The organism is Aquabacterium sp. J223 (genome assembly GCF_024666615.1).
Classification (GTDB): Bacteria; Pseudomonadota; Gammaproteobacteria; order Burkholderiales; family Burkholderiaceae_C; genus J223.
In genome coordinates, this window is the sequence record NZ_CP088297.1 from 4397522 (window position 1) to 4423547 (window position 26026).

Below are 26026 nucleotides of genomic sequence, written 5' to 3' on the forward strand. Positions count from 1 at the left end.
GAAGCACGCTGGAAGCCGTCCGCTCGATGGCAGGGTTAGGGCTCATAGCTGAGCGAGGATGGTTTGGAAAGCCTTGTCCCCTCGCTTGTAGCCCTGCCTCGGGCCTGAAAACTTGGTCGGAAGCGCTGACAAGCCAAACATCTCACCGACGTGGAAGATCTTCCAGCCAACGTACTCACCCGATCGACTGCCTCCCGCCACTTGGTATGCGCGCAGCGCATAGTGACCCTTGCCATCGATTCCGTACGTGTGAGGCTCCACCGTCCGGCTGAACCCTTCGTACTGGAAGGACAACAGGTTCAAGTTCTGAATAGCAGATTGAATGCTCATGCCTCCCTCCGAGTGTTGAGCTTCATCTATCGCCGACCTCTTCTGTGAGCCCTAACGTTAAATGGACCGAACACGATAGACGGAACCGTTCGGCCTAAAGCGAGTGTCGCCGGACTCTCTCCCGTGGCGGCATCCCTCGAACGACTGACCGGAGAGTCCCTTGTTCTAGGCGCCGACGCAGTGCGATAGGCCGACTAAATTTTCCGGCATGCGCTCTTCTTTCCGTCCACCGCACGCATCGCCGTCGAACCCGATGGCCCCTGCACCTGTCGGACGAGCGGGTGCCGGTTCAGCAAGCGCTCCGGCGCAGGGTCGCCCGCCTCCCCGCCTGCTCGACCAACTGCGCCACGTCATTCGGCTGCGCCACTACTCCCTGCGCACCGAAGAAGCGTACGTGCAGTGGTGCCGCCGCTTTGTGCTGTTCCATGGCAAGCGCCATCCGGCAAACATGGGCGCGCCAGAGGTGCAGACGTTCCTGACCCACCTGGCGGTGGACGGCGAGGTCGCCGCTGCCACCCAGAACCAGGCGCGCTCGGCGCTGCTGTTCCTCTACAAGGAGGTGCTTGGGGTGCAGTTGCCCTGGCTGGACGAGGTGGTGGGCGCCAAGACCTCGCGCCGGCTGCCGGTGGTGCTTTCGGTGGCCGAGGTGCGGCAACTGTTGCAGGGCATGAGCGGCACGCCCTGGCTGGTTGCCTCGCTGCTCTATGGCGGCGGGCTGCGGTTGCTGGAGGGCCTGCGCCTGCGGGTGAAGGACCTGGACTTCGCCGGCCGCGCGATGACCGTGCGCGAGGGCAAGGGCGGCAAGGACCGGGTGACGGTGCTGCCGGAGGCGGTGCTGCTGCCCTTGCAGGACCACCTGGCCCGGGTGAAGGCGCTGCACGAACGGGACCTCGCCGCTGGCCGGGGCGACGTCCAGTTGCCGGATGCGCTGGACCGCAAGTACCCCGCGGCCGGACGGAGCTGGGGCTGGCAGTTCGTGTTTCCCAGCGCGTCGCTGTCCGTCGATCCGTGCAGCGGTGTCGAGCGCCGCCACCACCTGCACGAGGCCACGGTGCAGAAAGCCGTGGCCTCGGCAGCCCGGGCCAACGGCATCGCCAAGCCGGTGTCGCCGCACGTGCTGCGCCATTCCTTCGCCACCCACCTGCTGCAGGCTGGCCACGACATTCGCACGGTGCAGGAACTGCTGGGTCATGCCGACGTGCGCACCACCATGGTCTACACCCATGTGCTGATGCGGCATGGGCTGGGCGTGCGCAGCCCGCTGGACGCTGTGACCTGATCCGCCGCGCCCGCCTTACTTCGCCGGCGCCCCCGCCTTCACCCACCGCCCGATCAACGCCCGCTCCTCCTCGGTGATCTGCGTCGCGTTGTTCAGCGGCATGGCGCGGGTCACCACCACCTGCTGGACCATGGCCTGGGCGTGCTCGACGAGCAGGTCCGGCGTGTGCAGGCGCACGTTCTTCTGCGCCATGTCGGCGTTGTGGCACATCACGCAGCGCTGGTTCACCACCGCCTGCACCTGGGCCAGCGTGGGCGGCGAGGCGTCGGCGGCCACCGGCGGCGCGGGCGGGGTGGGCGCCGGGCGGGCGGCCCAGACGATGAGGGCCAGCAGCGCCAGCGACGCCGCCATCAGCGGCGTGCTGTGGCCCTTCTTGTGCCGGCGCACGAAGTAGGCCCGCACCAGCGCCCCCAGCAGCATCAGGCCCACCAGCAGCAGCCAGTTGTGCGGGTGGTTGGTGAACTGCCCGTAGTGGTTGGACAGCATGGCCACCAGCACCGGCAGCGTGAAGTAGGTGTTGTGCACGCTGCGCTGCTTGCCGCGCTGGCCGTGGATGGGGTCCGGCCGGCGGCCGGCCGTCAGGTCCGCCACCACCTTGCGCTGGCCGGGGATGATCCACATCGCCACGTTCGCGCTCATCGTCGTGGCCAGCATGGCGCCGACGATGAGGAAGGCGGCGCGGCCGGCGAACAGCTGGCAGGCCAGCCAGGCCGCGGCCACCACGTAGACGAAGACCAGCGCCGCCACCCGCAGGTCGGCGTTGCCGCCGCCCACGCTGCCGTCGGCGTTGCGGCCGAAGACGCGGCAGATGACGTCGTACACCACGAAGCCGACGACCAGGAAGGCGATGGCGGCCGCGGCGGCCAGCGCCGGCGACGACCAGGCGAACACCCGCGCATCGACCAGGAAGCTCGACGCGTTCCACAGGTACAGCAGCGAGAACAGCGCGAAGCCCGACAGCCAGGCGACGTGCCCCTCCCAGTAGAACCAGTGCAGCGTGCCCTTCGGCATCTGCTTGGGGCCGACGTTGTACTTCTGCGGGTTGTAGAAGCCGCCGCCGTGCACCGCCCACAGTTCGCCGTCCACGCCCTTGGCCTTCAGGTCCTCGCCCTCCGGCGGGTGCAGGTGGTTGTCGAGGAAGACGAAGTAGAACGACGAGCCGATCCAGGCGATGGCGGCAACCACGTGCAGCCAGCGCAGCAGCAGGTTGGCCCAGTCGAGCAGGTAGGCGTCCATGGTGGCGAAGGAAAGATGGGCTTGGCAGGCGCAGCGAAGTGTATACACTTTCGCATACAGTCCGCGCGTCATGAACCCCGTCCCGACCACCACACGAGGCACCGCACGCGGCACGGGCGGCGCCGCACGCAAGCCCCGGGCCAAGCCGCCCGCGGCGCGCGCGGTGGCCGCCGACGCGGACCCGGTGGTCGACGGCAACGCCACCCGCCGCATCGTCGACTCGATCACCACCGCCATCGTCGAACGCCGGCTGATGCCCGGCACCAAGCTGGCCGAGCAGCAGATCGCCGACATCTTCAAGGTCTCGCGCACGCTGGTGCGCCAGGCGCTGAACCAGCTCAGCCGCGACCGCCTGGTCACCCTGCTGCCGGCGCGCGGCGCCTTCGTCGCCCAGCCGGGGGGTGGAAGAGGCGCGCCAGGTGTTCGAGGTGCGCCAGCTCCTCGAAACCGCCATGCTGCAGCGGCTGGCGCGGCAGATCACCGACGAGCAGGTGCAGCGCCTGCACCAGCACCTGGCGGACGAGCGCGAGGCGCTGGCCCGCACCGACGTGCCGGGCCGCACCCGGCTGCTGGCCGACTTCCACGTGCTGCTGGCGCGCATGCTGGGCAACGAGGTGCTGGCCGACCTGCTGGCCGACCTGCTGTCGCGCAGCTCGCTGATCGCGCTGATGTACCAGTCCTCGCACTCGGCCGAGGCGTCGCAGGACGAGCACGCCCTCATCGTCGACGCGCTGGCGCGGCGCGACGGCAAGGCCGCCGTCCGGCTCATCGCCGACCACCTCGGCAACGTCGAGCGCAACCTGCGGCTGAACCCGCGGGTGCGCGACCTGGCGTCGGCGCTTGGCGGCCACGCCGGCTGATTCTTCGCACCATGGACATCGCCCCCATCACCCCTGCGCGCTACCCGCGCGACCTCATCGGCTACGGCCCCAACCCGCCGCACGCGATGTGGCCGGGGCGCGCGCGCATCGCCGTGCAGTTCGTCCTCAACTACGAAGAGGGCGGCGAGAACTCGGTGCTGCACGGCGACGCCGGCAGCGAGCAGTTCCTGTCGGAGATGTTCAACCCGGCCAGCTACCCGGCCCGGCACCTGAGCATGGAGTCGATCTACGAATACGGCTCGCGCGCCGGGGTGTGGCGGCTGCTGCGCGAGTTCACCGCACGCCGCATGCCGCTCACCATCTTCGGCATCGGCATGGCGCTGGAACGCCACCCCGGCCTGGCCGCCGCCTTCACCGACCTCGGCCACGAGGTGGCCGCCCACGGCTGGCGCTGGATTCACTACCAGAACGCCGACGAGGCCACCGAGCGCGAGCACCTGGCGCGCTGCGTCGAGGCCATCGAGCGGCTGTGCGGCCAGCGCCCGCAGGGCTGGTACACCGGCCGCGACAGCCCCAACACGCGGCGCCTGGTGGCCGACCACGGCGGCTTCCTCTACGACAGCGACCACTACGGCGACGACCTGCCCTTCTGGCTGCAGGTGCGCAAGACCGACGGCATGCTCGCGCCGCAGCTGGTGGTGCCCTACACGCTGGACACCAACGACATGCGCTTCGCCAGCGCGCAGGGCTTCGGCACCGGCGAGGACTTCTTCGACCACCTGCGCGACGCCTTCGACGTGCTGTACGCCGAGGGCGACCCCGCCGGCGAGAACCGGCCGAAGATGCTGAGCGTGGGCCTGCACTGCCGGCTGGTCGGGCGGCCGGCGCGCATGCGCGCGCTGCAGCGCTTCCTCGACCACGTGCAGGCGCACGACCGGGTGTGGGTCTGCCGCCGCATCGACATCGCGCGGCACTGGCAGCAGGTGCATCCGTTCGATCCGGCCACCGCGTTCGTGTGGGAGTGAGGGCCATGCCGCTGACCCTGGACCAGCTCAACGCGGCCAGCCGCGACGAGGTCGTCGCCCTGCTGGACGGCACCTACGAGCACTCGCCGTGGATCGCCGAACGCGCGGCCGCGGCGCGGCCCTTCGCCTCGCTGGCGGCGCTGAAGGCCGCGCTGGCCCGCGTGGTGCGCGAGGCCACGCGCGACGAGCAGCTGCGGCTGGTGCGCGCCCACCCCGAACTGGCCGGCAAGGCGATGGTGGCGAAGGCGCTCACCGCCGAATCGGCCAACGAGCAGCAGGTGTCGGGCCTCACCGCCTGCACGCCGGAGGAGTTCGCCACCCTGCAGCGGCTGAACGCCGACTACAACGCCCGCTTCGGCTGGCCGTTCATCCTGGCGGTGCGCGGCCCGCGCGGCACCGGCCTCACCCGCCAGCAGATCATCGCCGCCTTCCAGCGCCGGCTGGCCATGCCGCCGGCGCTGGAGCTGGCCGAGTGCCTGCGCCACATCCACCGCATCGCCGAGCTGCGGCTGGACGACAAGTTCGGCCAGCCGCCGCTGCAGGGCCAGCGCGTGTGGGACTGGGCCGAGGCCCTGGCGGCGCACAGCGACCCCGGCTTCGGCGAACATGGCCAGCTCACCGTCACCTACCTCACCGACGCGCACCGCGCCTGCGCCGCACAGCTGCAGCAGTGGATGCGGGACGTCGGCTTCGACGAGGTGTCGCTCGACGCCGTGGGCAACGTGGTCGGGGTCTACCACGGCGCCGATCCCGCCTCGAAGCGACTGCTCACCGGCTCGCACTACGACACCGTGCGCAACGCCGGCAAGTACGACGGCCGGCTCGGCATCCTGGTGCCGATGGCCTGCGTGGCCCGGCTCAAGGCCGAGGGCCGGCGGCTGCCCTTCGGCCTGGAGGTGGTGGGCTTCGCCGAAGAGGAGGGCCAGCGCTACAAGGCCACCTTCATCGGCTCGTCGGCGCTGACCGGCCAGTTCGACACGGCCTGGCTGGACCAGCCCGACGCCGACGGCATCCCCATGCGCCAGGCGATGGCGCACGCCGGGCTGGACCCGGCGCAGATCGGCGCGATCCGCCGCGACCCGGCGCGCTACCTCGGCTTCGTCGAGGTGCACATCGAGCAGGGCCCGGTGCTCAACGAGCTGGACCTGCCGCTGGGCGTGGTCACCTCCATCAACGGCAGCGTGCGGTACCTCGGCGAGGTGGAAGGCACCGCCAGCCACGCCGGCACCACGCCGATGGACCGCCGCCGCGACGCCGCCTGCGCGGTGGCCGAGCTGGTGCTGGCGGTGGAGCGCATCGCCTCGGCCGCGCCCGACCTGGTCGGCACCGTCGGCCAGCTGGAGGTGCCGGCCGGCTCGATCAACGTGGTGCCGGGCCGCTGCCGCTTCAGCCTCGACCTGCGTGCGCCCACCGACGCGCAGCGCGACGCGCTGGCGACCGAGGTGCTGGCCGAGCTGAAGGCCATCTGCGAACGCCGTGGCCTGCCGTACCGCCTGGAGGAGACGATGCGCGCCGCCGCCGCGCCCTCGGCCGCCGACTGGCAGCGGCGCTGGGAACGTGCCGTCGCCGCGCGGGGCGTGCCGCTGCACCGCCTGCCCAGCGGCGCCGGCCACGACGCGATGAAGCTGCACGAGGTGATGCCGCAGGCCATGCTCTTCGTGCGCGGCGCCAACGGCGGCATCAGCCACAACCCGCTCGAATCCACCACCGACGACGACGCCGATCTGGCGGTGCAGGCCTTCAACCGCCTGCTCGACGACCTGGCCCAGGACCTCGCATGACCCGCCCCTACGACGCGCTGGACCAGTGGATCGCCGACCACTTCGATGAGCAGGTGGCCTTCCTGCAGGTGCTGGTGCGCGTGCCCACCGACACGCCGCCGGGGAACAACGCGCCGCACGCCGAGGCCACGGCCGACCGGCTGGCCGGCTTCGGGCTGCAGGCCGAGCGCCATCCGGTGCCGGCCGACGCGGTGAAGGCCTTCGGCCTCGAATCGATCACCAACCTCGTCGTTCGCCAGCGCTTCGGCGACGGCGCCGGGCCCACCGTCGCGCTGAACGCCCATGGCGACGTGGTGCCGCCGGGCGAGGGCTGGACGCACGACCCCTATGGCGGCGAGGTGGTGGACGGCAGGCTTTACGGCCGCGCGGCGGCGGTGAGCAAGAGCGACTTCGCCACCTTCACCTTCGCGCTGCGCGCGCTGCAGTCGCTGAACGCCGCGCTGCGCGGCAACGTCGAGCTGCACTTCACCTACGACGAGGAGTTCGGCGGCGAGCTCGGCCCCGGCTGGCTGCTGAAGCAAGGCCTGACGAAGCCCGACCTGCTGATCGCCGCCGGCTTCAGCCACGAGGTGGTCACCGCCCACAACGGCTGCCTGCAGATGGCGGTGACGGTGCACGGCCGCATGGCGCATGCCGCCATCCCCGACACCGGCGTCGACGCGCTGCAGGGCGCGGTCGCCATCCTGCAGGCGCTGTACGCCCGCAACGCGCACTACCGGGCCAACGTGCGTTCGCAGGTGGCCGGCATCCACCACCCGTACCTCAACGTGGGGCGCATCGAGGGCGGCACCAACACCAACGTGGTGCCCGGCACCGTCACGTTCAAGCTGGACCGCCGCATGATCCCCGAGGAGGACCCGGTGGCGGTGGAGGCCGAGGTGCGCGAGACCATCGCCACCGCCGCCACCCGGGTGCCCGGCATCTCGGTGGACATCCAGCGGATGCTGCTGGCCCGCGCGCTGAAGCCGCTGCCCGGCCACGAGCGGCTGGTGGCGCCGCTGCAGCGCCATGGCCGCGAGGTGTTCGGCCACGAGCTGCCCACCTCCGGCACCCCGCTGTACACCGACGTGCGCCTGTATGGCGAGGCCGGCGTGCCGGCCGTCATCTATGGCGCGGGCCCGCGCACCGTGCTCGAATCCAACGCCAAGCGCGCCGACGAACACCTGGTGCTCGACGACCTGCACCGTGCCACCCGCGTCGTCGCGCGCACGCTGTTCGACCTGCTGTCCCCCGCCCCCTGAGCTTGCACAGAAGTTGCAAGCCGCCTCGTCAACCCGGAGCCGCTCCCTCATGAAGACCAGCCCCCTGTCCCTCGCCCGCCGCGGCCTGCTCGCCGCCGGCCTCGCCGCCACCTCGCTGTTCACCACGCTGCCCGCCCAGGCGCAGGAAACCCCCGTCAAGTTCCAGCTCGACTGGCGCTTCGAAGGCCCGTCGGCCTTCTTCCTGTGGCCGGTGGCCAAGGGCCACTTCAAGGCCGAGAAGCTCAACGTCACCATCGACGCCGGCAACGGCTCGGGCAACGCGGTCAACCGCGTGGCCTCCGGCACCTACGACATGGGCTTCGCCGACCTGTCGGCGCTGATGGAGTTCCACGCCAACAACCCGACCGCGCCGAACAAGCCGGTGGCGGTCATGATGGTCTACAACAACACGCCGGCGGCCGTGTTCTCGCTGAAGAAGACCGGCATCAAGACGCCGAAGGACCTGGAGGGCAAGAAGCTCGGCGCCCCGGTGTTCGACGCCGGCCGCCGTGCCTTCCCCATCTTCCAGAAGGCCAACGGCATCGGCAACGTGCAGTGGACCAGCATGGACCCGCCGCTGCGAGAGACCATGCTGGCCCGCGGCGACGTGGACGCGATCACCGGCTTCTACTTCACCTCGCTGCTCAACCTGGAGGCCCGCAACATCAAGGCCGAGGACGTGGCCGTGATGATGTACCCCGACCACGGCGTGCGGCTGTACGGCAACGTCATCATCGCCAGCGAGGACTTCCTGAAGAAGAACCCCGAGGCGGTCAAAGGCTTCCTGCGCGCCTTCACCAAGGCCGCCAAGGAAGTGATGGCCGACCCCAAGGCCGCCACCGCGGTGGTGAAGGAGCGCGACGGCATCATCAACGCCGACATGGAAGAGCGCCGGCTGCGGCTGGCGATCAACTCCGCCATCGCCACGCCGGACGCCCGCGCCGAGGGCTTCGGCGACGTCAAGGGCCCGCGCCTGGCGCTGATGGCCAGCCAGGTCGCCGACGCCTTCAACACCAAGGGCCGCATCAACCCCGACGCGGTGTGGAACGCCGGCTTCCTGCCCTCCGCCGCCGAGCGCAACGTGCTGCCCCCGGCCCCGAAGAAATAGGTTCCGACATGCCTGCCTTCGTCGATTTCCATGATGTCTGGTTGGCCTACAACGACGAGTTGCTCGCTGCCGGCCACTACGCCGTCGAGGACATCAACCTGCAGATCGGCGAAGGCGAGTTCATCGCCATCGTCGGCCCGTCGGGCTGCGGCAAGTCCACCTTCATGAAGCTGGCCACCGGCCTGAAGCGGCCGAGCAAGGGCACGGTGATCATCGACGGGCGCGAGGTCACCGGCCCGTTGAAGATCACCGGCATGGCCTTCCAGGCGCCCAGCCTGCTGCCCTGGCGCACGACGATGCAGAACGTGCTGCTGCCGCTGGAGATCGTCGAGCCCTACCGCTCGAACTTCCGCGCCAAGCGTGCGGAGTACGAGGAGAAGGCGCGCAAGCTGCTGCAGAGCGTGGGTCTCGGCGGCTACGAGGACAAGTTCCCGTGGCAGCTGTCCGGCGGCATGCAGCAGCGCGCCAGCATCTGCCGCGCGCTGGTGCACGAGCCGAAGATGCTGCTGCTCGACGAGCCGTTCGGCGCGCTGGACGCCTTCACCCGCGAGGAGCTGTGGTGCGCGCTGCGCGATCTGCAGGCGCTGCAGAAGTTCAACGTCATCCTCGTCACGCACGACCTGCGGGAGAGCGTGTTCCTCGCCGACACGGTCTACGTCATGAGCAAGAGCCCCGGACGCTTCGTGGTCAAGCGCGAGATCGACCTGCCGCGTCCGCGCGACCTGGAGATCACCTACACACCGGCCTTCACCAACATCGTCCACGAGCTGCGCGGCCACATCGGCGCCATGCGGCAGCCCGCGCAGGCGGTGGCCACGGGGGTGCCCCAGTGACCAACAAGAACTTCGAGCGCTGGTCGCCCTGGGTGCTGCTGGCGGTCATCCTGCTGGTCTGGCAGGCGATCTGCAGCGGCTTCGGCGTCAGCGAGTTCATCTTCCCCAGCCCGGCGCGCATCGCCGAGCAGATCGTCGAGTTCCGCGGCGAGATCCTCAAGCACGCCTGGCGCACGCTGTGGGTCACGGTGGCCGGCTTCGCGCTCGCGATCGCGGTAGGCGTGCTGCTGGGCTTCCTGATCGGCAGCTCGCGGGTGGCCTATGCGGCGGTCTACCCGCTGATGACCGGCTTCAACGCGCTGCCCAAGGCGGCCTTCGTGCCCATCCTCGTGGTGTGGTTCGGCATCGGCGCCGGGCCGGCCATCCTGACCGCCTTCCTGATCAGCTTCTTTCCCATCATGGTCAACATCGCCACCGGCCTGGCGACGCTGGAGCCCGAGCTGGAGGACGTGCTGCGCGTGCTCGGCGCCAAGCGCTGGGACGTGCTGATGAAGGTGGGCCTGCCGCGGTCGATGCCGTACTTCTACGGCTCGCTCAAGGTCGCCATCACGCTGGCCTTCGTCGGCACCACCGTGTCGGAGATGAACGCCGCCAACGAAGGCATCGGCTACCTGCTGGTCTCCGCCGGCTCGGCCATGCAGATGGGCCTGGCCTTCGCCGGCCTGGTGGTGGTGGGCGCGATGGCGATGGCGATGTACGAGTTCTTCGCCTTCATCGAGAAGCGCACCACGGGCTGGGCGCACCGGGGGTCGCAGAACGTGTGACCGCGACGGCCGGTGCGTCGCCGATGCGAGAAGGCCGCCCTCGGGCGGCCTTCTCCGTTCACGCCCAGCTCGTCCGATAGTCCTTCGCGTACTGCTCGAACGTGCGCGGGGCACGGCCGGTGACCTGCTGCACGGCGTCCGTGGTGCGCTCGGCCGCCCCGGCCTTGAAGTAGCCGAGGATCTGGACCAGGAAGGCCGCATAGTCCGCCGGCAGTCCGGCGCCCAGCAGGCCCTGCAGCATGGCCTCCGGCGTGATGTCGGTGAAGCCGATGGTCCTGCCCGTGGCCCGCGACAGGATGGCGGCCGCCTCGGCATGGTCCAGCGCACGCGGCCCGGTGAGGTCGAACGCCCGGCCGGCGAAGCCCTGGCTTGTCAACAGCCGGGCGGCCACGGCCGCGATGTCGCGCGCGTCGATGAAGCTGCCCTTGGCGTCTCCCACCGGCAGGAAGATCTGGCCCGCCGTCTGGATGCCGTGCAGCCAGACGCTGTTGAAGTTCTGCATGAACCAGTTCGGCCGCAGGATGTTGTAGGCCAGGCCCGAGGCCTCGAGCCGCCGTTCCGCCTTGCGCAGCGGCGCGTTCTCGTCGGCGTTCGCGCCCATGGCCGTCATCAGCACCACCTGCTGCAGGCGGTGGGCCGCGGCGGCGTCGATCAGCGGCGCCAGCAGCGCCTCCTGGTCCGCATGGCCGGGCGGGGCGAGGAAGAAGGCGCGGTCGACACCCTGGAACGCGGCCTGCAGGCCGGCCCCGGTGACGAGGTCCAACGCCACCTGGTCGGCGGCGACCGGCGCACGGCTGGTGGCCCTGACCACCGTTTCGCCTTCGGCCGCGAGCAGACGCGACAGTTCGGACCCGACGGTGCCGCTGGCGCCGACGACGAGGATGCGGGACATGAGGTTCTCCTGATGGGGGTTGCGATGGCCCCATGGTGTCGACGCCGAATCGAACGATGAATGGATTTGAGTTCGCTTTTCATGTCCAATCGTTCAACATGGACCTGCTTTCCGACATCCTCCAGGACGCCAGCCTGCGGCGGCGGCTGTTGGGCCTGCGCGCCATCCCGCCCGACGTGGCGCTGCGCTTCCCCTGCGACCGCAGCATCGGCCTGCACGTCGTGGTGCAGGGGCCGGTGCACGTGCATGCGCCCACGCTGGACGCGCCGCTGGCCCTGGCCACCGGCGACGTCGCCTTCATGGCCCGCGGCTGCGACCATGCGTTGACCGTCGGGCCCGAGCTGGCCGGCTTGACGCCGCAGACCATCGCGCACGCGCCGGGGCCGATCGAGGCCGGCGCCAGCGTGGTGGTGGGTGGCGCCTACCAGCTGTGGAACCGTCCGCTGCACCCGTTCTTCGCCGAACTGCCGGCCTGGACCGTGCTGCGCGCCGATGCCCGACCGCGCCTGGGGCCGCTGGCCCTGGCCGCCGGCCTGATGGAGCAGGAGATCCGCGCCGCCGAACCCGGTGCCGACACCATCGTGCAGGCGCTGCTCGACACCGTGTTCACCTACGCGCTGCGCGAGATCGCGGCACAGCGCGGCCAGGTCGGCCAGGGATGGAGCCACGCCGTGCGCGATCCCCAGGTGCGGCGGGCGCTGACGCTGATGCACGAGCGCAGCGCGCACGCCTGGACGCTGGACGAACTTGCGCAGCAGGCGGGCCTGTCGCGCACCGCCCTGGCGGAACGTTTCCGCGACGCGATGGGCGACACGCCGCTGAACCACCTGCGCGTGCTGCGCATGCAGCGGGCCATGCGCCTGCTGGCCGAGACCGACCACAAGCTGGAGGCCGTGGCCGCCGAGGTGGGCTACCAGGACGCCTTCAGCTTCTCGAAGGTCTTCAAGCGCACGCTGGGCCTGTCGCCCAAGGCGTTCCGCCAGCGCGACGCGGCCGACCGGTCGCATCCCTGGCGCCTGGGCGTGCAGGGCTGAGCCGCGGCCCGTGGTCCTCCGCCGGGCGTGCTACAAGTTGCGCATGACACCGCTCACCGACGACCAGGTCCACCGGCTGCTGCGCCACGCCAACGACCTCGCCCGCCGCGCCATGGACGCCGGTCACCACCCCTTCGGCGCGCTGCTGGTGGCGCCCGACGGCGAGACGGTGCTGATGGAGCAGGGCAACGTCGACAGCGTCAACCATGCCGAGGCGGTGCTGGCACGCGAGGCCGCGCGCCTGCACCCGCCCGGGTTCCTCTGGGACTGCACCCTGGTCACCACCGTCGAACCCTGCGCCATGTGCGCCGGCACGCAGTACTGGGCGCACATCGGGCGACTGGTCTACGGCATGGAGGAGCGCCAGCTGCTGGCGCTGACGGGCGCGCACGCCGAGAACCCGACGCTCGACCTGCCCTGCCGCAACGTCTTCGCGTCCGGCCAGAAGGCGGTGCAGGTGGTCGGGCCGGTGCCGGCGTTGGCCGAGGAGATCGCCGCCCTGCACCGGCGCTTCTGGAAGGCCCGTTGAACGTCCCTGACGCCCGGCCCATCGCGCCGGGTTGATGCTGACGGCGCAACAGTCCGTTCTCACGGCGCTGGTTTATCCCACGACCACGGCTGCCTACAGTGACCCCCATGCCGAGCCATCCCGGTCCCGGCCCTCACTGAATGGAAGCCGACCATGACCTCCCGCCACCTTTCCACCATCACCGTCGCCATCGCCCTGCTCTCGTCGCTGGCCGCGCTGTCACCCGCCCAGGCCGCGGACAACGGCGGCCTCACCCGCGCCGACGTGCAGGCCGAAGCGCAACGTGCCTTGCGGGCCGGCGAGCTGCCGCTGCACCGCGACGACGACAAGGCCTTCGCCGCGCCGGCCGCCGCGGCGTCCCAGGGCGCGAGCCGTGAACAGGTCCGCGCCGAACTGGCCCGCGCCCGCACCGCCGATGTGCCGCAGTACCGCGTCGACGGCTACCAGGTCTTCGCCGAACCGGTGACCGCCTCCACCCGCACCCGCGCCGAGGTGCGCGCCGAGTACGAGCAGGCCCGTGCCAGCGGCGAGCTGGATCGCATCAACGCCCTGAGCTACGGCCACCAGCTGCCGCAGACCGGCCGGGTGGCGGCCAAGCCGGCCCCGGTGGTGCGTGCCGAGCGCACCCCCGTCCCGGCCACCGGCGAACGCGGCTGACGCGGCAGCAGGCCTCGGCAGGCGCAGGCCTTGCAGCGTCAGCGCAGGCGCTGCAAGCTGTGGCGTCACCAGTGCAACCGCCGAGGTCCCGATGCCCACCCCTGTCCTGCCGCTGCTGTCCCGCTTGCTGCCCCGCGCCGCCGCCACGCTGATCGCCAGCGTGGCGATCGCGCACGCCCAGGCCCAGGCCCAGGCCACCACCGCCGCGCCGGCCAAGCCGGTGGTGGTGGTGGTCGCCACCGGTGGCACCATCGCCGGTGCCGGCGCCTCGGCGCTGAACAGCGCCACCTACCAGGCGGCCAAGGTGCCGGTCGAGAAGCTGCTGGCCGGCTTGCCCGAGCTGGCCACCGTGGCCGACGTGCGCGGCGAGCAGGCCTTCCAGATCGCCAGCGAGAGCTTCACCAACGACCGGCTGGTGCTGCTGGGCAAGCGGGTGTCCGCGCTGCTCAAGGACCCCGCGGTGCACGGCGTCGTGGTGACCCACGGCACCGACACGCTGGAGGAGACCTCCTTCTTCCTCAACCTGGTCATCAAGAACGACAAGCCCATCGTGGTGGTCGGCTCGATGCGGCCGGGCAGCGCCATGTCGGCCGACGGCATGCTCAACCTGTACAACGCCGTGGTGCTGGCGGCCTCGCCATCGTCGCGCGGCCAGGGCGTGCTGGTGTCGATGAACGACGACATCCTCTCCGGCCGCGACGCCAGCAAGCGCATCAACATCAAGACCAGCGCCTTCGAAAGCCCCTGGGGCCCGCTGGGCATGGTGGTCGAGGGCAAGACCTACTGGTTCCGCAGCCTGGCCAAGCGCCACACCAGCCGCTCGGAGTTCGACATCGACCAGATCGACAGCCTGCCCGACGTGGCCATCGTCTATGGGTCGGGCAGCATGAACCCCGCGCTGTACGAGGCGGCGGTGGCCGGCGGGGCCAAGGCCATCGTGCACGCGGGCACGGGCAATGGCTCGGTGGCCAACTACGCGGTGGAGACGCTGCGCAAGCTGCGCGCCGCCGGCACGCCCATCATCCGCTCGTCTCGGGTGGGCGGCGGCTTCGTGCTGCGCAACGCCGAGCAGCCCGACGACCAGTACGACTGGGTGGTGGCCCACGACCACAACCCGCAGAAGGCCAAGATCCTGGCCGCGGTGGCGCTCACCCGCCCGCGCACCAGCGCGGAGCTGCAGCGCATCTTCTGGGAGTATTGAGTCCGCCATGCCGACCGCCGCGCGCATCCCGCGCGCCTTCGCCGGCGATCTGGCATCAAGCTTGCGAGACTGCGCGCGAGAGTAGAAGCGTTCACCGCCAGCCCCCTCGCGACGGCACCGCCCTGGTGCCGGATGGGGCCGGCGGCCGGAAATTGCTCTTGACGCCGCACCCGTGAGAGGCAGCAGCCTCCACGGTCTGGTGCGGCGCCAACCCGCCTATTCCGGAGGCACGCTCATGCAACGCAGGCACTTCCTTGGCAGCGCCGCTGCCACCACCCTCGGCGCCACCAGCACCTTCGCGCCCTTCGTGCACGCCCAGGGGTCGCTGCGGCCCTTCAAGTTCAACCTCGGCTGGAAGATCGAATCCTCCGGCGCCGGCTTCCTGCTGGCGGCGCAGCGCGGCTACTACCGCGAGGCGGGCCTGGACGTGACCATCGACACCGGCAACGGCTCGGCCTCGGCGATCAGCCTGGTGGCCGGCGGCGCCTACGACGCCGCCTCGGCCGACCTGTCGACCATGATCGAGTTCAACAACGCCAACCCCAGCGCCAAGCTGGCGGCGGTGGCCATCCAGTACGACCTGAACCCGAACTCGGTGATGGTGCGCAAGGGCGGGCCGGTGGCCAAGCCGGCCGACTTGGCGGGCAAGAGCATCCTCGGCCAGCCGTTCAACGCCTCGCGCAAGCTGTTCCCCGTCTTCGCCAAGGCCCAGGGCTTCGACCCCTCCGGCGTGCGCTGGGAGAACGTGGCGCCGGACATCGGCGACACCCGCTTCGTCAAGGGCGACTTCGACGCCGCGGCCTACTTCTTCTTCACCGGCCTGCTCAACCTCAAAGCGCGCGGCATGGGGCCGGAGCAGCTCACGGTGTTCCGCTTCTCCGACCACGGCCTGAAGTCCTACGGCAACGGCATCGTCGCCAACGCCAAGGCGCAGACCGAGAACGCCGAGGCGCTGCGCGCCTTCGTGCGGGCCACCACCCGCGGCTGGACCGAGTGCATGGCCGACCCCAAGGCCGGCGCCGCCGCGGTGAAGGCGCGCGAGCCGCTGTCCAACGAGGAGATCGAGCTGGAGCGGCTGCGCCTGATCGTCGAGGGCACCATGCGCACCGCCGACACCCGCGCCAACGGCTGGGGCGCCGCCACGCCCGCGCGGCTGCAGGCCACGCTGGACGAGACGGTGGAGGCCTTCGGCCTGAAGTCCACGCTCACCGTGGCCGACCTGTGGACCGACCGCTTCCTGCCGGCGGCCGCCGACCGGCGGCTCAAGGTCTGACCGGCGAACGCCCCTTCCGCCAGGAGTTGGACATGACCTCATCGATTCCAGTGATCGATCTGGAGGGCGCCCTGTCGCCCGACGGTGCGCGCAGCCCCTTCGCGGCGCAGGCGCTGCGCGAGGCCGCGATGGCCTCGGGCTTCTTCTACGTGCAGCGTCACGGCGTGCCGCAGGCGCTGGTGGATGCGCAGTTCGACATCACCCGGCGCTTCTTCGCGCTGCCGCAGGCCGAGAAGGACGCCATCAACCTGCGCCACTCGCCCAGCGGGCAGGGTTACGAGGCGCTGGGCACGCAGACGCTGGACGAGGCCTCTCGGCCCGACCTGAAGGAAAGCTTCTACTGCGGCCTGCCCTACCCCGACGACCACCCCTACGTGCAGCGCCGGTACCGCTCGTACGGCCGCAACCAGTGGCCGGCGCAGCTGCCCGGCATGGCTGTGCAGTGCGAGGCCTACATCGCCGCGCTGCGCACCCTGGCCGAGCGGCTGATGCAGCTGATGGCGCTGTCGCTGGACCTGCCGCAGACCCACTTCGATCACCAGCTCGACAGCCCGATGATCACGCTGCGGCTGCTGCGCTACCCGCCGCACCCGGCCGATGCCGACGACCGCACCTTCGGCGCCGGCGCGCACACCGACTGGGGCGCCATCACCATCCTGGCGCAGGACGAGCACGGTGGCCTGGAGGTGCAACTGCCCGACGGCCGCTGGGCCGAGGCGACGCCGATGCCGGGCACCTTCGTCGTCAACCTGGGCGACATGATCCCGCGCTGGACCAACGGCCGCTACCACTCCAACCCGCACCGGGTGCGCAACGTCAAGTCGAACGGCGCGCCGCGGCATTCCATCCCCTTCTTCTACAGCCCCGACTACGAGTCGAGGGTCGAGCCGCTGGCGGTGTGCGTGCCGGCGGGCGAAGCGCCGAAGTACACGCCCTGCACCGTGGGCGAGCACCTGCGCGAGATGTACGAGAAGACCTACGGTCTGGGCGCCAAGGGCGCGGCCATGGCGTGAGGCCCACACCATGAGCTTGTGGTTCAACCTGTTGTGTGAGGACGTGGACGCGCAGTTCCGGTTCTACCGTGAGCTGCTCGGCTGGGAGGAGGCCTCCGACGCCCGCTCGCCGATCTACCGCGCGCTGCAGCACGGCGGCCAGCAGTTCGGCTTCAACGCCGCGGCGGCCTACCGGCTGCTCGGCCTGGCCGACCGCATGCCGCCGCCCGACCAGCGCACCGTCACCGCCTACGCCACCTTCATGCTGGACACGCCGGCCGCGGTGGACGCCGCCGCCGCGGCCGCGGCCCGCCTCGGCGGCGCGGTCATCAAGCCGCCCTTCGCCACCTACTACGGCCAGTGGCAGGCCGTGCTGGCCGACCGCGAGGACCAGGTGTTCCGCGTCGCCTGCGCGGCGCTGCCGCCCGGCGTCACCGCGTCGCCGACGCCCTTCTGAGGACCGACCGTTCCCCCACCCAAGAGTAGAAGCGGGCGAGCCGAAGGCCAGCAGGCCGTGGCGGGTCATTGCTCTTGATTCATCGCTGCTTCAAGACCCTGGAGAGATCCCATGCTGACCACCAAGCAACCCGTCTTCCGCAAGTTCTGGCATGCCGTCATGCCGCTCACCGACCTGGCCGCCGGCCCGAAGCCCTTCCGCCTGATGGGCGAGGACCTCGTGCTCTTCCTCGACGAGCAGGGCCAGCCCGCGGCGCTGGCCGACCGCTGCTGCCACCGCACCGCCAAGCTGTCCAAGGGCTGGGTGCCGAGCGAAGGCCCGCTGGCCGGCAAGCTGCAGTGCGGCTACCACGGCTGGACCTACGACCGCACCGGCGCGGTGGTGCACATCCCGCAGCTGGCCGAAGGCCGCACGGTGCCGCCGGACCACCGCACCACCGCCTACCGCTGCACGGCCCGCTACGGCTACGCCTGGGTGGCGCTGGAGGAGCCGGTGGCCGACATCCCCGCCATCCCCGAGTTCGACGCCCCCGGCTGGCGCACCATCTTCCAGTTCTACGAGACCTGGCACACCGCGCCGCTACGGGCGCTGGAGAACAGCTTCGACAACTCGCACTTCAGCTTCGTGCACCGGGCCACCTTCGGGGTGGCCGACCAGCCCAAGCCCAGCCGCTACGAGCTGGTGGACACCGCGGAAGGCTTCTACGCCGAGACGGTGATCCCCGCGGCCAACCCGCAGAAGTTCCACGCCATCAGCGGCGTGACCGACCCGATCACCACCCGGCACATGCGCAACGCCTACTTCCAGCCCTTCTCGCGGCGGCTGGACATCGAGTACCCGAGCGGCGTGCGCCACATCATCATCAACTGCTTCACGCCCATCGACGACGGCCGCATGCAGCTGTGCCAATGGCTGTTCCGCAACGACACCGAGGCGGACTGCCCGGCGCAGCTGCTGATCGACTTCGACGAAGAGATCACCCGCGAGGACAAGGAGATCCTGGAGTCCACCGACTGCGACGCGGTGCTGGACATCCGCCGCCGCGGCATCGAGTTCTCGATGGAAAGCGACCGCCCGGGCCTGCTCATCCGCCGCAAGCTGATGGAGCTGCTCGCCCGCCACGGCGAGCAGGAGGTGCACCGCGGCAACGCCGCGCACGCGCCGTCCTCGCCCGCGCCGCTGCAGGCCGCCGCCTGACCCCGCTGCTTCCCGCGCCCGACACGGATCGCCGTGTCGCGGGCACCGCCCTTCCAGACCTTTCCCCGAGTCACGCCACCATGCAACGCCGTCACCTGCTTCAACTCGCCGCCGCGCCGGCCCTCGCCGCCCTCGGCGCGCCCGCCGTCATCGCCCAGCCCTCGCTGACCAGGGTCCGGTACACGCTGGACTTCCGCATCACCGGCCAGATCGCGCCCTTCCTGCTGGCGCAGGGAAAGGGCTACTTCCGCGAAGAAGGCCTGGACGTGACGATCGACGTGGGCTCCGGCTCGGTCGCATCGATCACCCGCGTGGCCAGCGGTGCCTATGACATGGGCTCGGGTGACATCTCCTCGCTGATCGAGTTCAACGCCGCCAACGCGGGCCCGCCCATCGTGCAGGCGGTCTACCAGTACTACAACCGAGCGCCCTTCACCATCATCGGCCGCAAGGACAAGGGCATCACCGACTGGAAGAGCCTGCAGGGCAAGCGCATCGGCGCGGCGGCGGTGGAGGCCACCAAGCGCGCCTGGCCGATGGCCGCGCGCCGCGTCGGCCTGAAGCCCGACGCGCTGCAGTGGATCACCACCGACTTCAACTCGCGCGACAACGTGGTGGTGCGCGGCGACGTCGACGGCGCCACCTACTTCCACGACTCGGCGCTGTCGCTGTTCCAGCGCATGAAGATGGAGGAGCTGACCGTGCTGTCCTATGCCGACGCCGGCTGCAGCCTGTACGGCAACGCGGTGCTGGCCAGCAGCAGCTTCATGCACGGCAACCCGAAGGCGGTGGCGGGCTTCCTGCGCGCGCTCAACCGCGGGCTGCAGGAGACGCTGCCCAACCCGGCGGCGGCGATGGTGCACGTCAAGCAGCGCGAGCCGCTGCTGGACGAGAAGGTGGAGACCGAGCGCTTCAAGATCACCGCCGGCTACATCGTCACGCCCGACAGCCGAGGCCACGGCCTCGGCGACGTCCGCAAGCTGCTGATCGAGCAGCAGGTCGACGAGGTGACCGAGGTCTTCGGCCTGAAGGTGCGGCCCAGCGCCGACGCCATCTTCAACGGCAGCTTCCTGCCGGCGCGCGCGGAACGGGTGGTGAGGACGTGAGCGCCTCGTCCGCGGCCGTCGAGCCGGCACTGAGCGAGGACGACCTGCGCTGGCTGCGCCGCGCCATCGAGCTGTCCGCCGTCGGCCGCGCACGCGGCAACCGGCCCTTCGGCGCGGTGGTCGTCGGTGCCGATGGTCGGGTGCTCGGCGAGGCCTTCTGCGACACCACCGAGACCCGGGACTGCACCGGCCATGCCGAGACGAACGTGGTGCGCAGGGTCTCGCCCGCGCATTCACGCGAGGCCCTGGCCGGCGCCACGCTGTACAGCTCGGCCGAGCCCTGCGTGATGTGCGCCGGCGCCATCTTCTGGTCGAACATCCGCCGGGTGGTCTATGGCATCGACGCGGTGGCTCTGCGCACCTTCCGCGGCGAGCGCGACGACCAACGCGACGCGGCGCTGTCCTGCCGCGACGTGTTCGACGCCTCGGCCCATCCGATCGAGGTGCACGGCCCCGTGCTGGGCGAGGAGGCGGCGCGGCCGCACGAGGGGTTCTGGCGGCGTTGAACGCGGACAATGCCGGCATGACCTGGCATGGGCACCTGCGCCTCGACTACCGCCTGGCCGACGGCCGCACCGTCGGCCACGACCGCCACGACGGACCGCTGCGGGTGCTGCAGCGGCTGTACCCGGAAGGTCCCGCCGTGTGCCACCAGGTGCTGGTCCACCCGCCCGGCGGGCTGGCCGGCGGCGACGAACTCGACGTCGAGCTGTCGCTGACGCGCGGCAGCCACGCGCTGCTCACGACGCCGGGGGCCACCCGCTTCTACCGCAGCAAGGGACCGCTCGCGGTGCAGCGCGTCAACGCCCGCCTGGCCGATGGTGCCCGCCTGGAATGGCTGCCGCTGGAGACCATCGCCTTCGACGGCTGCCGGGCGGAGAACCGGTTGAGCTTCGACCTGGCGCCCGGCGCCGAGATGATGGGCTGGGACGTGCTGGCCCTCGGCCTGCCGGCGTCGGACGCCGCCTTCCGTCGCGGCCAGGTGCTGCAGGACGTTCGCCTGCCGGGCGCCTGGCTGGAGCGGGGGCTCATCGACGCGGCGGACCACCGCCTGCTCGACGGGCCGTTGGGCTGGGCCGGCCAGCGCGCGCTGGGCATGCTGTGGTTCGGCGCCGGTGCGCCGATCGACGGCACCCGTCGCCAGGCGCTGCTGGACACGGCCCGCGAGGCCGGCCACGACGCCGTGCTCGACGCCGGCTGCACCTCACCGAACGACCGGGTGGTGGTGCTGCGGGTGCTCGGCCCCCGCGTCGAACCGGTCATGCAGCGGCTGTTGCGCACCAGGGCGGCCTGGCGACGGCAGGCCTGGGACCTGGCGGCCTGCGCGCCGCGGGTCTGGCGCACCTGACGCACGGATCAGCATCGGCTGACAGGGTTGGACCGAACCTCGGCGAGGGACGGCCTTCCAACCGGGCATCGGGCGGCGCACCCCGCGCGGCCCGCCGGTTCTGATCCAAGGAGTGAACACGATGAAGTTGCACCACCTCGCGCTCGCCACCCTCGCCGCGGCCACCTTCGGCGCCCAGGCCCAATCGCTGCCGGCCCCCGGCACCCCGAACGGCAGCGGCAGCGTGACCCCGCCGACGGCCACCATGCCCGCCGAGCGATGGGGCGGCGCCGCTCGGCCCAGCGACCCGGCGCCCACGGCGGCGACCGCGCCCGCCGGCACCACCCTGCCGCCGCAGGTCCAGCCGCCGGTGACGCGCGAGAGCGCCCGCACCGATGTCTACCGGGGCCTGCGCAACGGCAGCATCCCGAACGGCGAGGGCTACAGCCAGCGCATGGGCGACTCGCCCAACGGCTTCGACCCCGTCAACTGACCGTCGTCGACGCGACGGCCGGCCCGCGGCGGCCGGTCAGATCGACATGCGCTCCCGCGCACCCTCGGCCGCCATGTCGCGGCCGAGGCCCTGCTGCACCACCTCGCCGCGCTCCATGACGACATAGCGGTCGGCCAGTTCGGCGGCGAAGTCGTAGTACTGCTCGACCAGCACCACGGCCAGCCGGCCCTGGCCCAGGCCTTCGTCGGCCAGCCGGCGGATGACGCGGCCGATGTCCTTGATGATCGACGGCTGGATGCCCTCGGTGGGCTCGTCCAGCACCAGCAGGCGTGGCCCGGCCGCCAGGGCACGGGCGATGGCCAGCTGCTGCTGCTGCCCGCCCGACAGGTCGCCGCCTCGCCGGTGCAGCATGGCCTTGAGCACCGGGAACAGCTCGAACAGCAGCGGCGGGATCGGCGTGCTGCCGGAGCGGTAGGCGAGGCCCATGCGCAGGTTGTCCTCCACCGTCAGCCGGCTGAAGATCTCGCGGCCCTGCGGCACGTAGCCGATGCCGCGGCGCACCCGCTCGTAGGGCGGCATCGTGGTGATGTCCTGCCCGTCCAGCGTGATGCGCCCGCCCTTCACCGGCACCACGCCCATCAGGCTCTTCAGCAGCGTCGTCTTGCCCACGCCGTTGCGGCCGAGCACCACGGTGACCTCGCCGGCGTTGGCCTGCAGCGAGACGTTGCGCAGGATGTGCGAACCGCCGTAGTACTGGTTGATCTGGTCGACGGTCAGCATCTCAACGGCCCAAATAGACTTCGACGACCTGCTCGTTGGCCTGCACCTCCGACAGCAGCCCCTCCGCCAGCACGCTGCCCTCGTGCAGCACCGTCACCTTCTTGCGGCCCTGGGTCAGCGCCTCGACGAAGGTCATGTCGTGCTCGACCACCACCAGCGAGTGCTGGCCTTCCAGGCTGAGGAACAGCTCGGCCGTGCGCTCGGTCTCCTCGTCGGTCATGCCGGCCACCGGCTCGTCCAGCAGCAGCAGCTTGGGGTCCTGCATCAGCAGCATGCCGATCTCCAGCCACTGCTTCTGGCCATGGCTGAGCAGCCCGGCGGTGCGCTGCGCCTGGTCGCGCAGGTGGATCAGTTGCAGGATCTGCGCGATGCGGTCGAGCTGCTCGCCCGTCAGGCGCGAGAACAGGCTGGCCCTCACGCGGCGGTCGGCCTTCAGCGCCAGCTCGAGGTTCTCGAACACCGACAGCTCCTCGTAGACCGTCGGTTTCTGGAACTTGCGGCCGACGCCGATCTGCGCGATCTCGTTCTCGCGCAGCCGCAGCAGGTCGATGCTGGAGCCGAAGGAGACGCGGCCCGCGTCGGGCCTCGTCTTGCCGGTGATGACGTCCATCATGGTCGTCTTGCCGGCGCCGTTGGGGCCGATGATGCAGCGCAGCTCGCCGACGCCGATGTGCAGCGACAGGTTGTTCAGCGCCTTGAAGCCGTCGAAGCTCACCGTCACGTCGTCGACGTACAGCGCAACGCCGTGGGCGAAGTCGGGCTCGCCGAGGTGCAGGATGCGGCCCCAGGCGGCCTCGCGCCCGCCGGAGTGGCCGGCGCCCGCCCTGCGGTCGTGCGCCTGCTTCGCCTCGGCCAGCGACTCCATCAGGTCCGGCGTCATGCACGGGCCTCCTTCTTCTTGCCGAACAGGCGCCGGGCCAGGCCGACGATGCCGTCGGGCAGCCACAGCGTCACCGCGATGAACAGCGCGCCGAGGAAGTACAGCCAGAACTCGGGGAACACCTGCGTGAACCAGCTCTTGGCGCCGTTGACGAACAGCGCGCCGACGACCGGGCCGACCAGCGTGGCGCGGCCGCCGACCGCCGTCCAGATGGCGATCTCGATGGAGGCGGCCGGCGACATCTCGCTCGGGTTGATGATGCCCACCTGCGGCACGTACAGCGCGCCGGCCACGCCGCACATCACCGCCGACAGCGTCCAGATGCTCAGCTTGTAGGCCAGCGGGTCGTAGCCGGTGAACATGACCCGGCTCTCGGCGTCGCGGATGGCCTGCAGCACCCGGCCGTACTTGCTGTGCACGATGGCGCGCGCCATCAGCCAGAAGCCGATGAGCACCAGCCCGGTGAGCACGAACAGCGTGACCCGCATCTGCGGCGTGGCGATCGGCAGGTCGAGCACCCGCTTGAAGTCGGTGAAGCCGTTGTTGCCGCCGAAGCCGGTCTCGTTGCGGAAGAACAGCAGCATGGCGGCGAAGGTCATCGCCTGCGTGATGATGGAGAAGTAGACGCCCTTGATGCGCGAGCGGAAGGCGAAGTAGCCGAAGACGAAGGCCAGCAGCCCCGGCACCAGCAGCACCATCGCCGCCTGGAAGACGAAGCTGTCGCTGAACGTCCAGTGCCAGGGGAACTCCTTCCAGTTGAGGAAGACCATGAAGTCCGGCATGTCCATCTTGTACTGGCCCTCGGCGCCGATCTGGCGCATGAGGTACATGCCCATCGCATAGCCCCCGAGCGCGAAGAACAGCCCGTGGCCCAGCGACAGGATGCCGGTGTAGCCCCAGATCAGGTCCATGGCCAGCGCGCAGATGGCGTAGCACATGATCTTGCCGGCCAGCGTGACGTAGAACTCGCTCAGGTGCAGCGGGTGGTCCGCCGGCAGCACCAGGTTCAGCACCGGCACGACCAGCACCAGCACGGCGAGCAGGGCGAACACGACGGACCAACCCTTGGCGCCCAGCAGCAGCCCGCGACGGGGTTGCAGGTCCATGGCCGACAGGGCGGGCCGCGGCGGCTGGCCGGGCGTCGGCGGCACGGCCGGGGTCGGGTCGGCGGGGTGGACGACGGCGCTCATGCTTCGGCGCTCCGGCCCTTCATCGCGAACAGCCCCTGCGGCCGCTTCTGGATGAAGATGACGATGAAGACCAGCACCATGATCTTGGCCAGCACCGCGCCGGACCAGCCTTCCAGCAGCTTGTTGAGCACGCCCAGGCCGAGGCCGGCGACCACCGTGCCGGCGAGCTGGCCGACACCGCCCAGCACCACCACCATGAAGCTGTCGACGATGTAGGCCTGACCCAGGTCGGGCCCGACGTTGCCGACCTGGCTCAACGCGCAGCCGGCCAGCCCGGCGATGCCGGAGCCCAGCGCGAAGGCGTAGGTGTCGATGCGTGCGGTGTTGACGCCCATGCAGGCCGCCATGCGCCGGTTCTGCGTCACGCCGCGCACGAACAGGCCGAGCCGCGTGCGGGCGATCATCAGGTAGACGGCGGCCAGCACCCCCGCCGCGAAGACGATGATGCCCACCCGGTTCCACGGCAGCGTCAGGTTGGCCAGCACGTCGACACCGCCGGACAGCCAGGACGGGTTCTCCACCTGCACGTTCTGCGCGCCGAAGAGCGAGCGCACCGCCTGCATCAGCACCAGGCTGATGCCCCAGGTGGCCAGCAGCGTCTCCAGCGGCCGGCCGTACAGGAATCGGATGACGCCGCGCTCCAGCACCGCGCCCACCGCGGCGGCGACCAGGAAGGACACCGGGATGGCGGCCAGCACGTACCAGTCGAAGGCCCCGGGCAGCCATTGGCGGAAGGCGTTCTGCACCAGCCAGGTGGCGTAGGCGCCGACCATGATCAGTTCGCCGTGGGCCATGTTGATCACGCCCATCAGCCCGTAGGTGATGGCCAGGCCGAGCGCCGCCAGCAGCAGGATGGAGCCCAGGCTCAGGCCGGTGAACACCACGCCGGCGCGCTCGCCCCAGGCCAGGCGCGCGTCGATGCGGTCGAGCGCGCGGCGGATGTCGCTGCGCACGTCGGCGTCGGGCTCCACGCCCTCGGCCAGGCGCTCGGTGAGCAGCGTCTTCACCGCCGGCTCGCCGCTGTCGGCCAGCATGGCCACCGCGGCCTTGCGCTTGGCCACGTCGGCCGAGGCGATCAGCACCGTGGCCTGCAGCCGTTCGAGCTGCGCCTTGAGCGCGGCGTCGGTCTCGGCCGCCAGCGCCTTGTCGATCACCGGCAGCCGGGCCTCGTCGATGCCGGCGTCCTGCAGCGTCTTGATGGCGTCGGCCCGCACCGCGCGGTCGGGCGAGGCCAGCCGGGCGCCGGCCAGCGCGGCATCGAGCTCGCTGCGCAGCAGGTTGTTGTTGACCACGTCCTCGGCGTTGTCGGGCACCTTGACGGCCGCGCCGGTGACCGGGTCGCGCCCCTCGCCGTCCTTGACGACGATGACCTGGGTCTCGGTGAACTTGACGGCGTCGTCCAGCAGCGCCTGCAGGAAAGCCAGCGTCTTCTCGTCGGCGTCGGCGCCGACCTTCTGCACGGCGGCGATGCGGTCCTCGGACTCGCCGACCGCCAGCGCGCGCGCCTGCTCGGGGGTCAGCGCCTGCGCGGTGGCGGCCAGCAGCAGCCAGCCGGCCAGCACGGCGGCCAGGCCGGGCCAGCGGGACCAGGGGAATCGGGGTGTCATGCGCGAAGCGGTCAGGGCAGCAGGATCAAAAG

Annotated in this window: 26 protein-coding genes and 1 pseudogene; 20 read left to right on the forward strand and 7 right to left on the reverse strand. The window is 70.9% G+C overall.

Annotated elements, in window-relative coordinates; translation table 11 throughout:
- Positions 1-42: 42 nt before the first annotated feature.
- On the reverse strand, positions 43-330 hold the full coding sequence (locus LRS07_RS20630) for a hypothetical protein (RefSeq protein WP_260499788.1): 288 nt from the start codon (positions 328-330) through the stop codon (positions 43-45).
- A 253-nt stretch (positions 331-583) separates the two neighbouring features.
- Between LRS07_RS20630 and LRS07_RS20635 the strand changes: the two genes are divergently transcribed.
- Positions 584-1609: an integron integrase gene (locus LRS07_RS20635; protein ID WP_260499789.1), complete on the forward strand. Its 1026-nt coding sequence runs from the start codon at positions 584-586 to the stop codon at positions 1607-1609.
- Positions 1610-1624: 15 nt separating this feature from the next.
- Here LRS07_RS20635 and LRS07_RS20640 read toward each other — a convergent pair whose 3' ends face one another.
- Positions 1625-2845 (reverse strand): urate hydroxylase PuuD, encoded by a 1221-nt coding sequence (locus LRS07_RS20640; RefSeq protein ID WP_260499790.1) that lies wholly within the window; start codon positions 2843-2845, stop codon positions 1625-1627.
- A 70-nt stretch (positions 2846-2915) separates the two neighbouring features.
- Here LRS07_RS20640 and LRS07_RS20645 point away from each other — a divergent pair.
- The 7 genes and pseudogenes from LRS07_RS20645 to LRS07_RS20675 all read left to right on the forward strand — a co-directional run bounded on the left by LRS07_RS20645 (position 2916) and on the right by LRS07_RS20675 (position 10418).
- Positions 2916-3705: pseudogene (locus LRS07_RS20645) on the forward strand (GntR family transcriptional regulator).
- An 11-nt stretch (positions 3706-3716) separates the two neighbouring features.
- Positions 3717-4691, forward strand: a complete 975-nt coding sequence (gene puuE / locus LRS07_RS20650) for an allantoinase PuuE (RefSeq protein WP_260499791.1) — start codon at positions 3717-3719, stop codon at positions 4689-4691.
- A 5-nt stretch (positions 4692-4696) separates the two neighbouring features.
- On the forward strand, positions 4697-6472 hold the full coding sequence (gene uraD / locus LRS07_RS20655) for a 2-oxo-4-hydroxy-4-carboxy-5-ureidoimidazoline decarboxylase (protein WP_260499792.1): 1776 nt from the start codon (positions 4697-4699) through the stop codon (positions 6470-6472).
- A complete protein-coding gene (locus tag LRS07_RS20660; RefSeq protein ID WP_260499793.1) occupies positions 6469-7713 on the forward strand; it encodes a M20/M25/M40 family metallo-hydrolase in 1245 nt (414 codons plus the stop codon). The genes uraD and LRS07_RS20660 overlap by 4 nt, the downstream gene beginning before the upstream one ends.
- A 49-nt stretch (positions 7714-7762) precedes the next feature.
- Positions 7763-8821, forward strand: a complete 1059-nt coding sequence (locus LRS07_RS20665) for an ABC transporter substrate-binding protein (RefSeq protein WP_260499794.1) — start codon at positions 7763-7765, stop codon at positions 8819-8821.
- 8 nt (positions 8822-8829) lie between these two features.
- A complete protein-coding gene (locus LRS07_RS20670) occupies positions 8830-9654 on the forward strand; it encodes an ABC transporter ATP-binding protein (protein ID WP_260499795.1) in 825 nt (274 codons plus the stop codon).
- Positions 9651-10418 (forward strand): ABC transporter permease, encoded by a 768-nt coding sequence (locus LRS07_RS20675; protein ID WP_260499796.1) that lies wholly within the window; start codon positions 9651-9653, stop codon positions 10416-10418. The genes LRS07_RS20670 and LRS07_RS20675 overlap by 4 nt, the downstream gene beginning before the upstream one ends.
- 58 nt (positions 10419-10476) lie before the next feature.
- Here LRS07_RS20675 and LRS07_RS20680 read toward each other — a convergent pair whose 3' ends face one another.
- Entirely contained in the window at positions 10477-11310 is an 834-nt protein-coding gene (locus tag LRS07_RS20680; protein WP_260499797.1) for an SDR family oxidoreductase, read from the reverse strand.
- A gap of 98 nt (positions 11311-11408) precedes the next feature.
- Between LRS07_RS20680 and LRS07_RS20685 the strand changes: the two genes are divergently transcribed.
- The 12 genes from LRS07_RS20685 (at position 11409) to LRS07_RS20740 (ending at position 21576) form a co-directional block, all read left to right on the forward strand.
- On the forward strand, positions 11409-12344 hold the full coding sequence (locus LRS07_RS20685; protein WP_260499798.1) for an AraC family transcriptional regulator: 936 nt from the start codon (positions 11409-11411) through the stop codon (positions 12342-12344).
- A gap of 43 nt (positions 12345-12387) precedes the next feature.
- On the forward strand, positions 12388-12873 hold the full coding sequence (locus LRS07_RS20690) for a nucleoside deaminase (protein WP_260499799.1): 486 nt from the start codon (positions 12388-12390) through the stop codon (positions 12871-12873).
- A gap of 153 nt (positions 12874-13026) precedes the next feature.
- A complete protein-coding gene (locus tag LRS07_RS20695) occupies positions 13027-13530 on the forward strand; it encodes a DUF4148 domain-containing protein (RefSeq protein WP_260499800.1) in 504 nt (167 codons plus the stop codon).
- 91 nt (positions 13531-13621) lie between these two features.
- Positions 13622-14731, forward strand: a complete 1110-nt coding sequence (locus tag LRS07_RS20700; protein WP_260499801.1) for a type II asparaginase — start codon at positions 13622-13624, stop codon at positions 14729-14731.
- A 235-nt stretch (positions 14732-14966) separates the two neighbouring features.
- Positions 14967-16004, forward strand: coding sequence for an ABC transporter substrate-binding protein (locus LRS07_RS20705; RefSeq protein WP_260499802.1), 1038 nt, complete (start codon positions 14967-14969; stop codon positions 16002-16004).
- Positions 16005-16036: 32 nt separating this feature from the next.
- Positions 16037-17017, forward strand: coding sequence for an isopenicillin N synthase family dioxygenase (locus LRS07_RS20710; RefSeq protein ID WP_260499803.1), 981 nt, complete (start codon positions 16037-16039; stop codon positions 17015-17017).
- Between the two features lie 10 nt (positions 17018-17027).
- On the forward strand, positions 17028-17453 hold the full coding sequence (locus LRS07_RS20715) for a VOC family protein (RefSeq protein ID WP_260499804.1): 426 nt from the start codon (positions 17028-17030) through the stop codon (positions 17451-17453).
- 111 nt (positions 17454-17564) lie between these two features.
- Positions 17565-18650, forward strand: a complete 1086-nt coding sequence (locus LRS07_RS20720) for an aromatic ring-hydroxylating dioxygenase subunit alpha (protein ID WP_260499805.1) — start codon at positions 17565-17567, stop codon at positions 18648-18650.
- A gap of 80 nt (positions 18651-18730) precedes the next feature.
- Positions 18731-19756: an ABC transporter substrate-binding protein gene (locus LRS07_RS20725; protein ID WP_260499806.1), complete on the forward strand. Its 1026-nt coding sequence runs from the start codon at positions 18731-18733 to the stop codon at positions 19754-19756.
- Complete coding sequence (locus tag LRS07_RS20730; protein ID WP_260499807.1) at positions 19753-20262, forward strand: nucleoside deaminase; 510 nt, start codon at positions 19753-19755, stop codon at positions 20260-20262. Before LRS07_RS20725 ends, LRS07_RS20730 begins: the two co-directional genes overlap by 4 nt.
- A 17-nt stretch (positions 20263-20279) precedes the next feature.
- Positions 20280-21104 (forward strand): urease accessory protein UreD, encoded by an 825-nt coding sequence (locus LRS07_RS20735; RefSeq protein WP_260499808.1) that lies wholly within the window; start codon positions 20280-20282, stop codon positions 21102-21104.
- A gap of 121 nt (positions 21105-21225) precedes the next feature.
- Positions 21226-21576 carry a hypothetical protein gene (locus LRS07_RS20740; protein WP_260499809.1) on the forward strand — a complete coding sequence of 117 codons (351 nt, stop codon included), beginning with the start codon at positions 21226-21228 and terminating at the stop codon, positions 21574-21576.
- Between the two features lie 36 nt (positions 21577-21612).
- On the opposite strand, the gene urtE is transcribed toward LRS07_RS20740, so the two are convergent.
- The 4 genes from urtE to urtB all read right to left on the reverse strand — a co-directional run bounded on the left by urtE (position 21613) and on the right by urtB (position 25994).
- On the reverse strand, positions 21613-22317 hold the full coding sequence (urtE, locus tag LRS07_RS20745; RefSeq protein WP_260499810.1) for an urea ABC transporter ATP-binding subunit UrtE: 705 nt from the start codon (positions 22315-22317) through the stop codon (positions 21613-21615).
- A 1-nt stretch (position 22318) separates the two neighbouring features.
- Positions 22319-23197 (reverse strand): urea ABC transporter ATP-binding protein UrtD, encoded by an 879-nt coding sequence (urtD, locus tag LRS07_RS20750; protein ID WP_260499811.1) that lies wholly within the window; start codon positions 23195-23197, stop codon positions 22319-22321.
- Positions 23194-24303, reverse strand: coding sequence for an urea ABC transporter permease subunit UrtC (gene urtC / locus LRS07_RS20755; protein ID WP_260502188.1), 1110 nt, complete (start codon positions 24301-24303; stop codon positions 23194-23196). Before urtC ends, urtD begins: the two co-directional genes overlap by 4 nt.
- Before the next feature lie 80 nt (positions 24304-24383).
- Complete coding sequence (gene urtB / locus LRS07_RS20760; RefSeq protein WP_260499812.1) at positions 24384-25994, reverse strand: urea ABC transporter permease subunit UrtB; 1611 nt, start codon at positions 25992-25994, stop codon at positions 24384-24386.
- Positions 25995-26026: the final 32 nt, after the last annotated feature.

Excerpts from the sequence above, each read along its gene's own strand:
- LRS07_RS20630 (WP_260499788.1), bottom strand. The coding sequence starts at position 330 with ATGAGCATTCAATCTGCTATTCAGAACTTGAACCTGTTGTCCTTCCAG.
- LRS07_RS20635 (WP_260499789.1), top strand. The coding sequence starts at position 584 with ATGGCCCCTGCACCTGTCGGACGAGCGGGTGCCGGTTCAGCAAGCGCT.
- LRS07_RS20640 (WP_260499790.1), bottom strand. The coding sequence starts at position 2,845 with ATGGACGCCTACCTGCTCGACTGGGCCAACCTGCTGCTGCGCTGGCTG.
- puuE (WP_260499791.1), top strand. The coding sequence starts at position 3,717 with ATGGACATCGCCCCCATCACCCCTGCGCGCTACCCGCGCGACCTCATC.
- uraD (WP_260499792.1), top strand. The coding sequence starts at position 4,697 with ATGCCGCTGACCCTGGACCAGCTCAACGCGGCCAGCCGCGACGAGGTC.
- LRS07_RS20660 (WP_260499793.1), top strand. The coding sequence starts at position 6,469 with ATGACCCGCCCCTACGACGCGCTGGACCAGTGGATCGCCGACCACTTC.
- LRS07_RS20665 (WP_260499794.1), top strand. The coding sequence starts at position 7,763 with ATGAAGACCAGCCCCCTGTCCCTCGCCCGCCGCGGCCTGCTCGCCGCC.
- LRS07_RS20670 (WP_260499795.1), top strand. The coding sequence starts at position 8,830 with ATGCCTGCCTTCGTCGATTTCCATGATGTCTGGTTGGCCTACAACGAC.
- LRS07_RS20680 (WP_260499797.1), bottom strand. The coding sequence starts at position 11,310 with ATGTCCCGCATCCTCGTCGTCGGCGCCAGCGGCACCGTCGGGTCCGAA.
- LRS07_RS20685 (WP_260499798.1), top strand. The coding sequence starts at position 11,409 with ATGGACCTGCTTTCCGACATCCTCCAGGACGCCAGCCTGCGGCGGCGG.
- LRS07_RS20690 (WP_260499799.1), top strand. The coding sequence starts at position 12,388 with ATGACACCGCTCACCGACGACCAGGTCCACCGGCTGCTGCGCCACGCC.
- LRS07_RS20695 (WP_260499800.1), top strand. The coding sequence starts at position 13,027 with ATGACCTCCCGCCACCTTTCCACCATCACCGTCGCCATCGCCCTGCTC.
- LRS07_RS20700 (WP_260499801.1), top strand. The coding sequence starts at position 13,622 with ATGCCCACCCCTGTCCTGCCGCTGCTGTCCCGCTTGCTGCCCCGCGCC.
- LRS07_RS20705 (WP_260499802.1), top strand. The coding sequence starts at position 14,967 with ATGCAACGCAGGCACTTCCTTGGCAGCGCCGCTGCCACCACCCTCGGC.
- LRS07_RS20710 (WP_260499803.1), top strand. The coding sequence starts at position 16,037 with ATGACCTCATCGATTCCAGTGATCGATCTGGAGGGCGCCCTGTCGCCC.
- LRS07_RS20715 (WP_260499804.1), top strand. The coding sequence starts at position 17,028 with ATGAGCTTGTGGTTCAACCTGTTGTGTGAGGACGTGGACGCGCAGTTC.
- LRS07_RS20720 (WP_260499805.1), top strand. The coding sequence starts at position 17,565 with ATGCTGACCACCAAGCAACCCGTCTTCCGCAAGTTCTGGCATGCCGTC.
- LRS07_RS20725 (WP_260499806.1), top strand. The coding sequence starts at position 18,731 with ATGCAACGCCGTCACCTGCTTCAACTCGCCGCCGCGCCGGCCCTCGCC.
- LRS07_RS20735 (WP_260499808.1), top strand. The coding sequence starts at position 20,280 with ATGACCTGGCATGGGCACCTGCGCCTCGACTACCGCCTGGCCGACGGC.
- LRS07_RS20740 (WP_260499809.1), top strand. The coding sequence starts at position 21,226 with ATGAAGTTGCACCACCTCGCGCTCGCCACCCTCGCCGCGGCCACCTTC.
- urtE (WP_260499810.1), bottom strand. The coding sequence starts at position 22,317 with ATGCTGACCGTCGACCAGATCAACCAGTACTACGGCGGTTCGCACATC.
- urtD (WP_260499811.1), bottom strand. The coding sequence starts at position 23,197 with ATGACGCCGGACCTGATGGAGTCGCTGGCCGAGGCGAAGCAGGCGCAC.
- urtC (WP_260502188.1), bottom strand. The coding sequence starts at position 24,303 with ATGGACCTGCAACCCCGTCGCGGGCTGCTGCTGGGCGCCAAGGGTTGG.
- urtB (WP_260499812.1), bottom strand. The coding sequence starts at position 25,994 with ATGACACCCCGATTCCCCTGGTCCCGCTGGCCCGGCCTGGCCGCCGTG.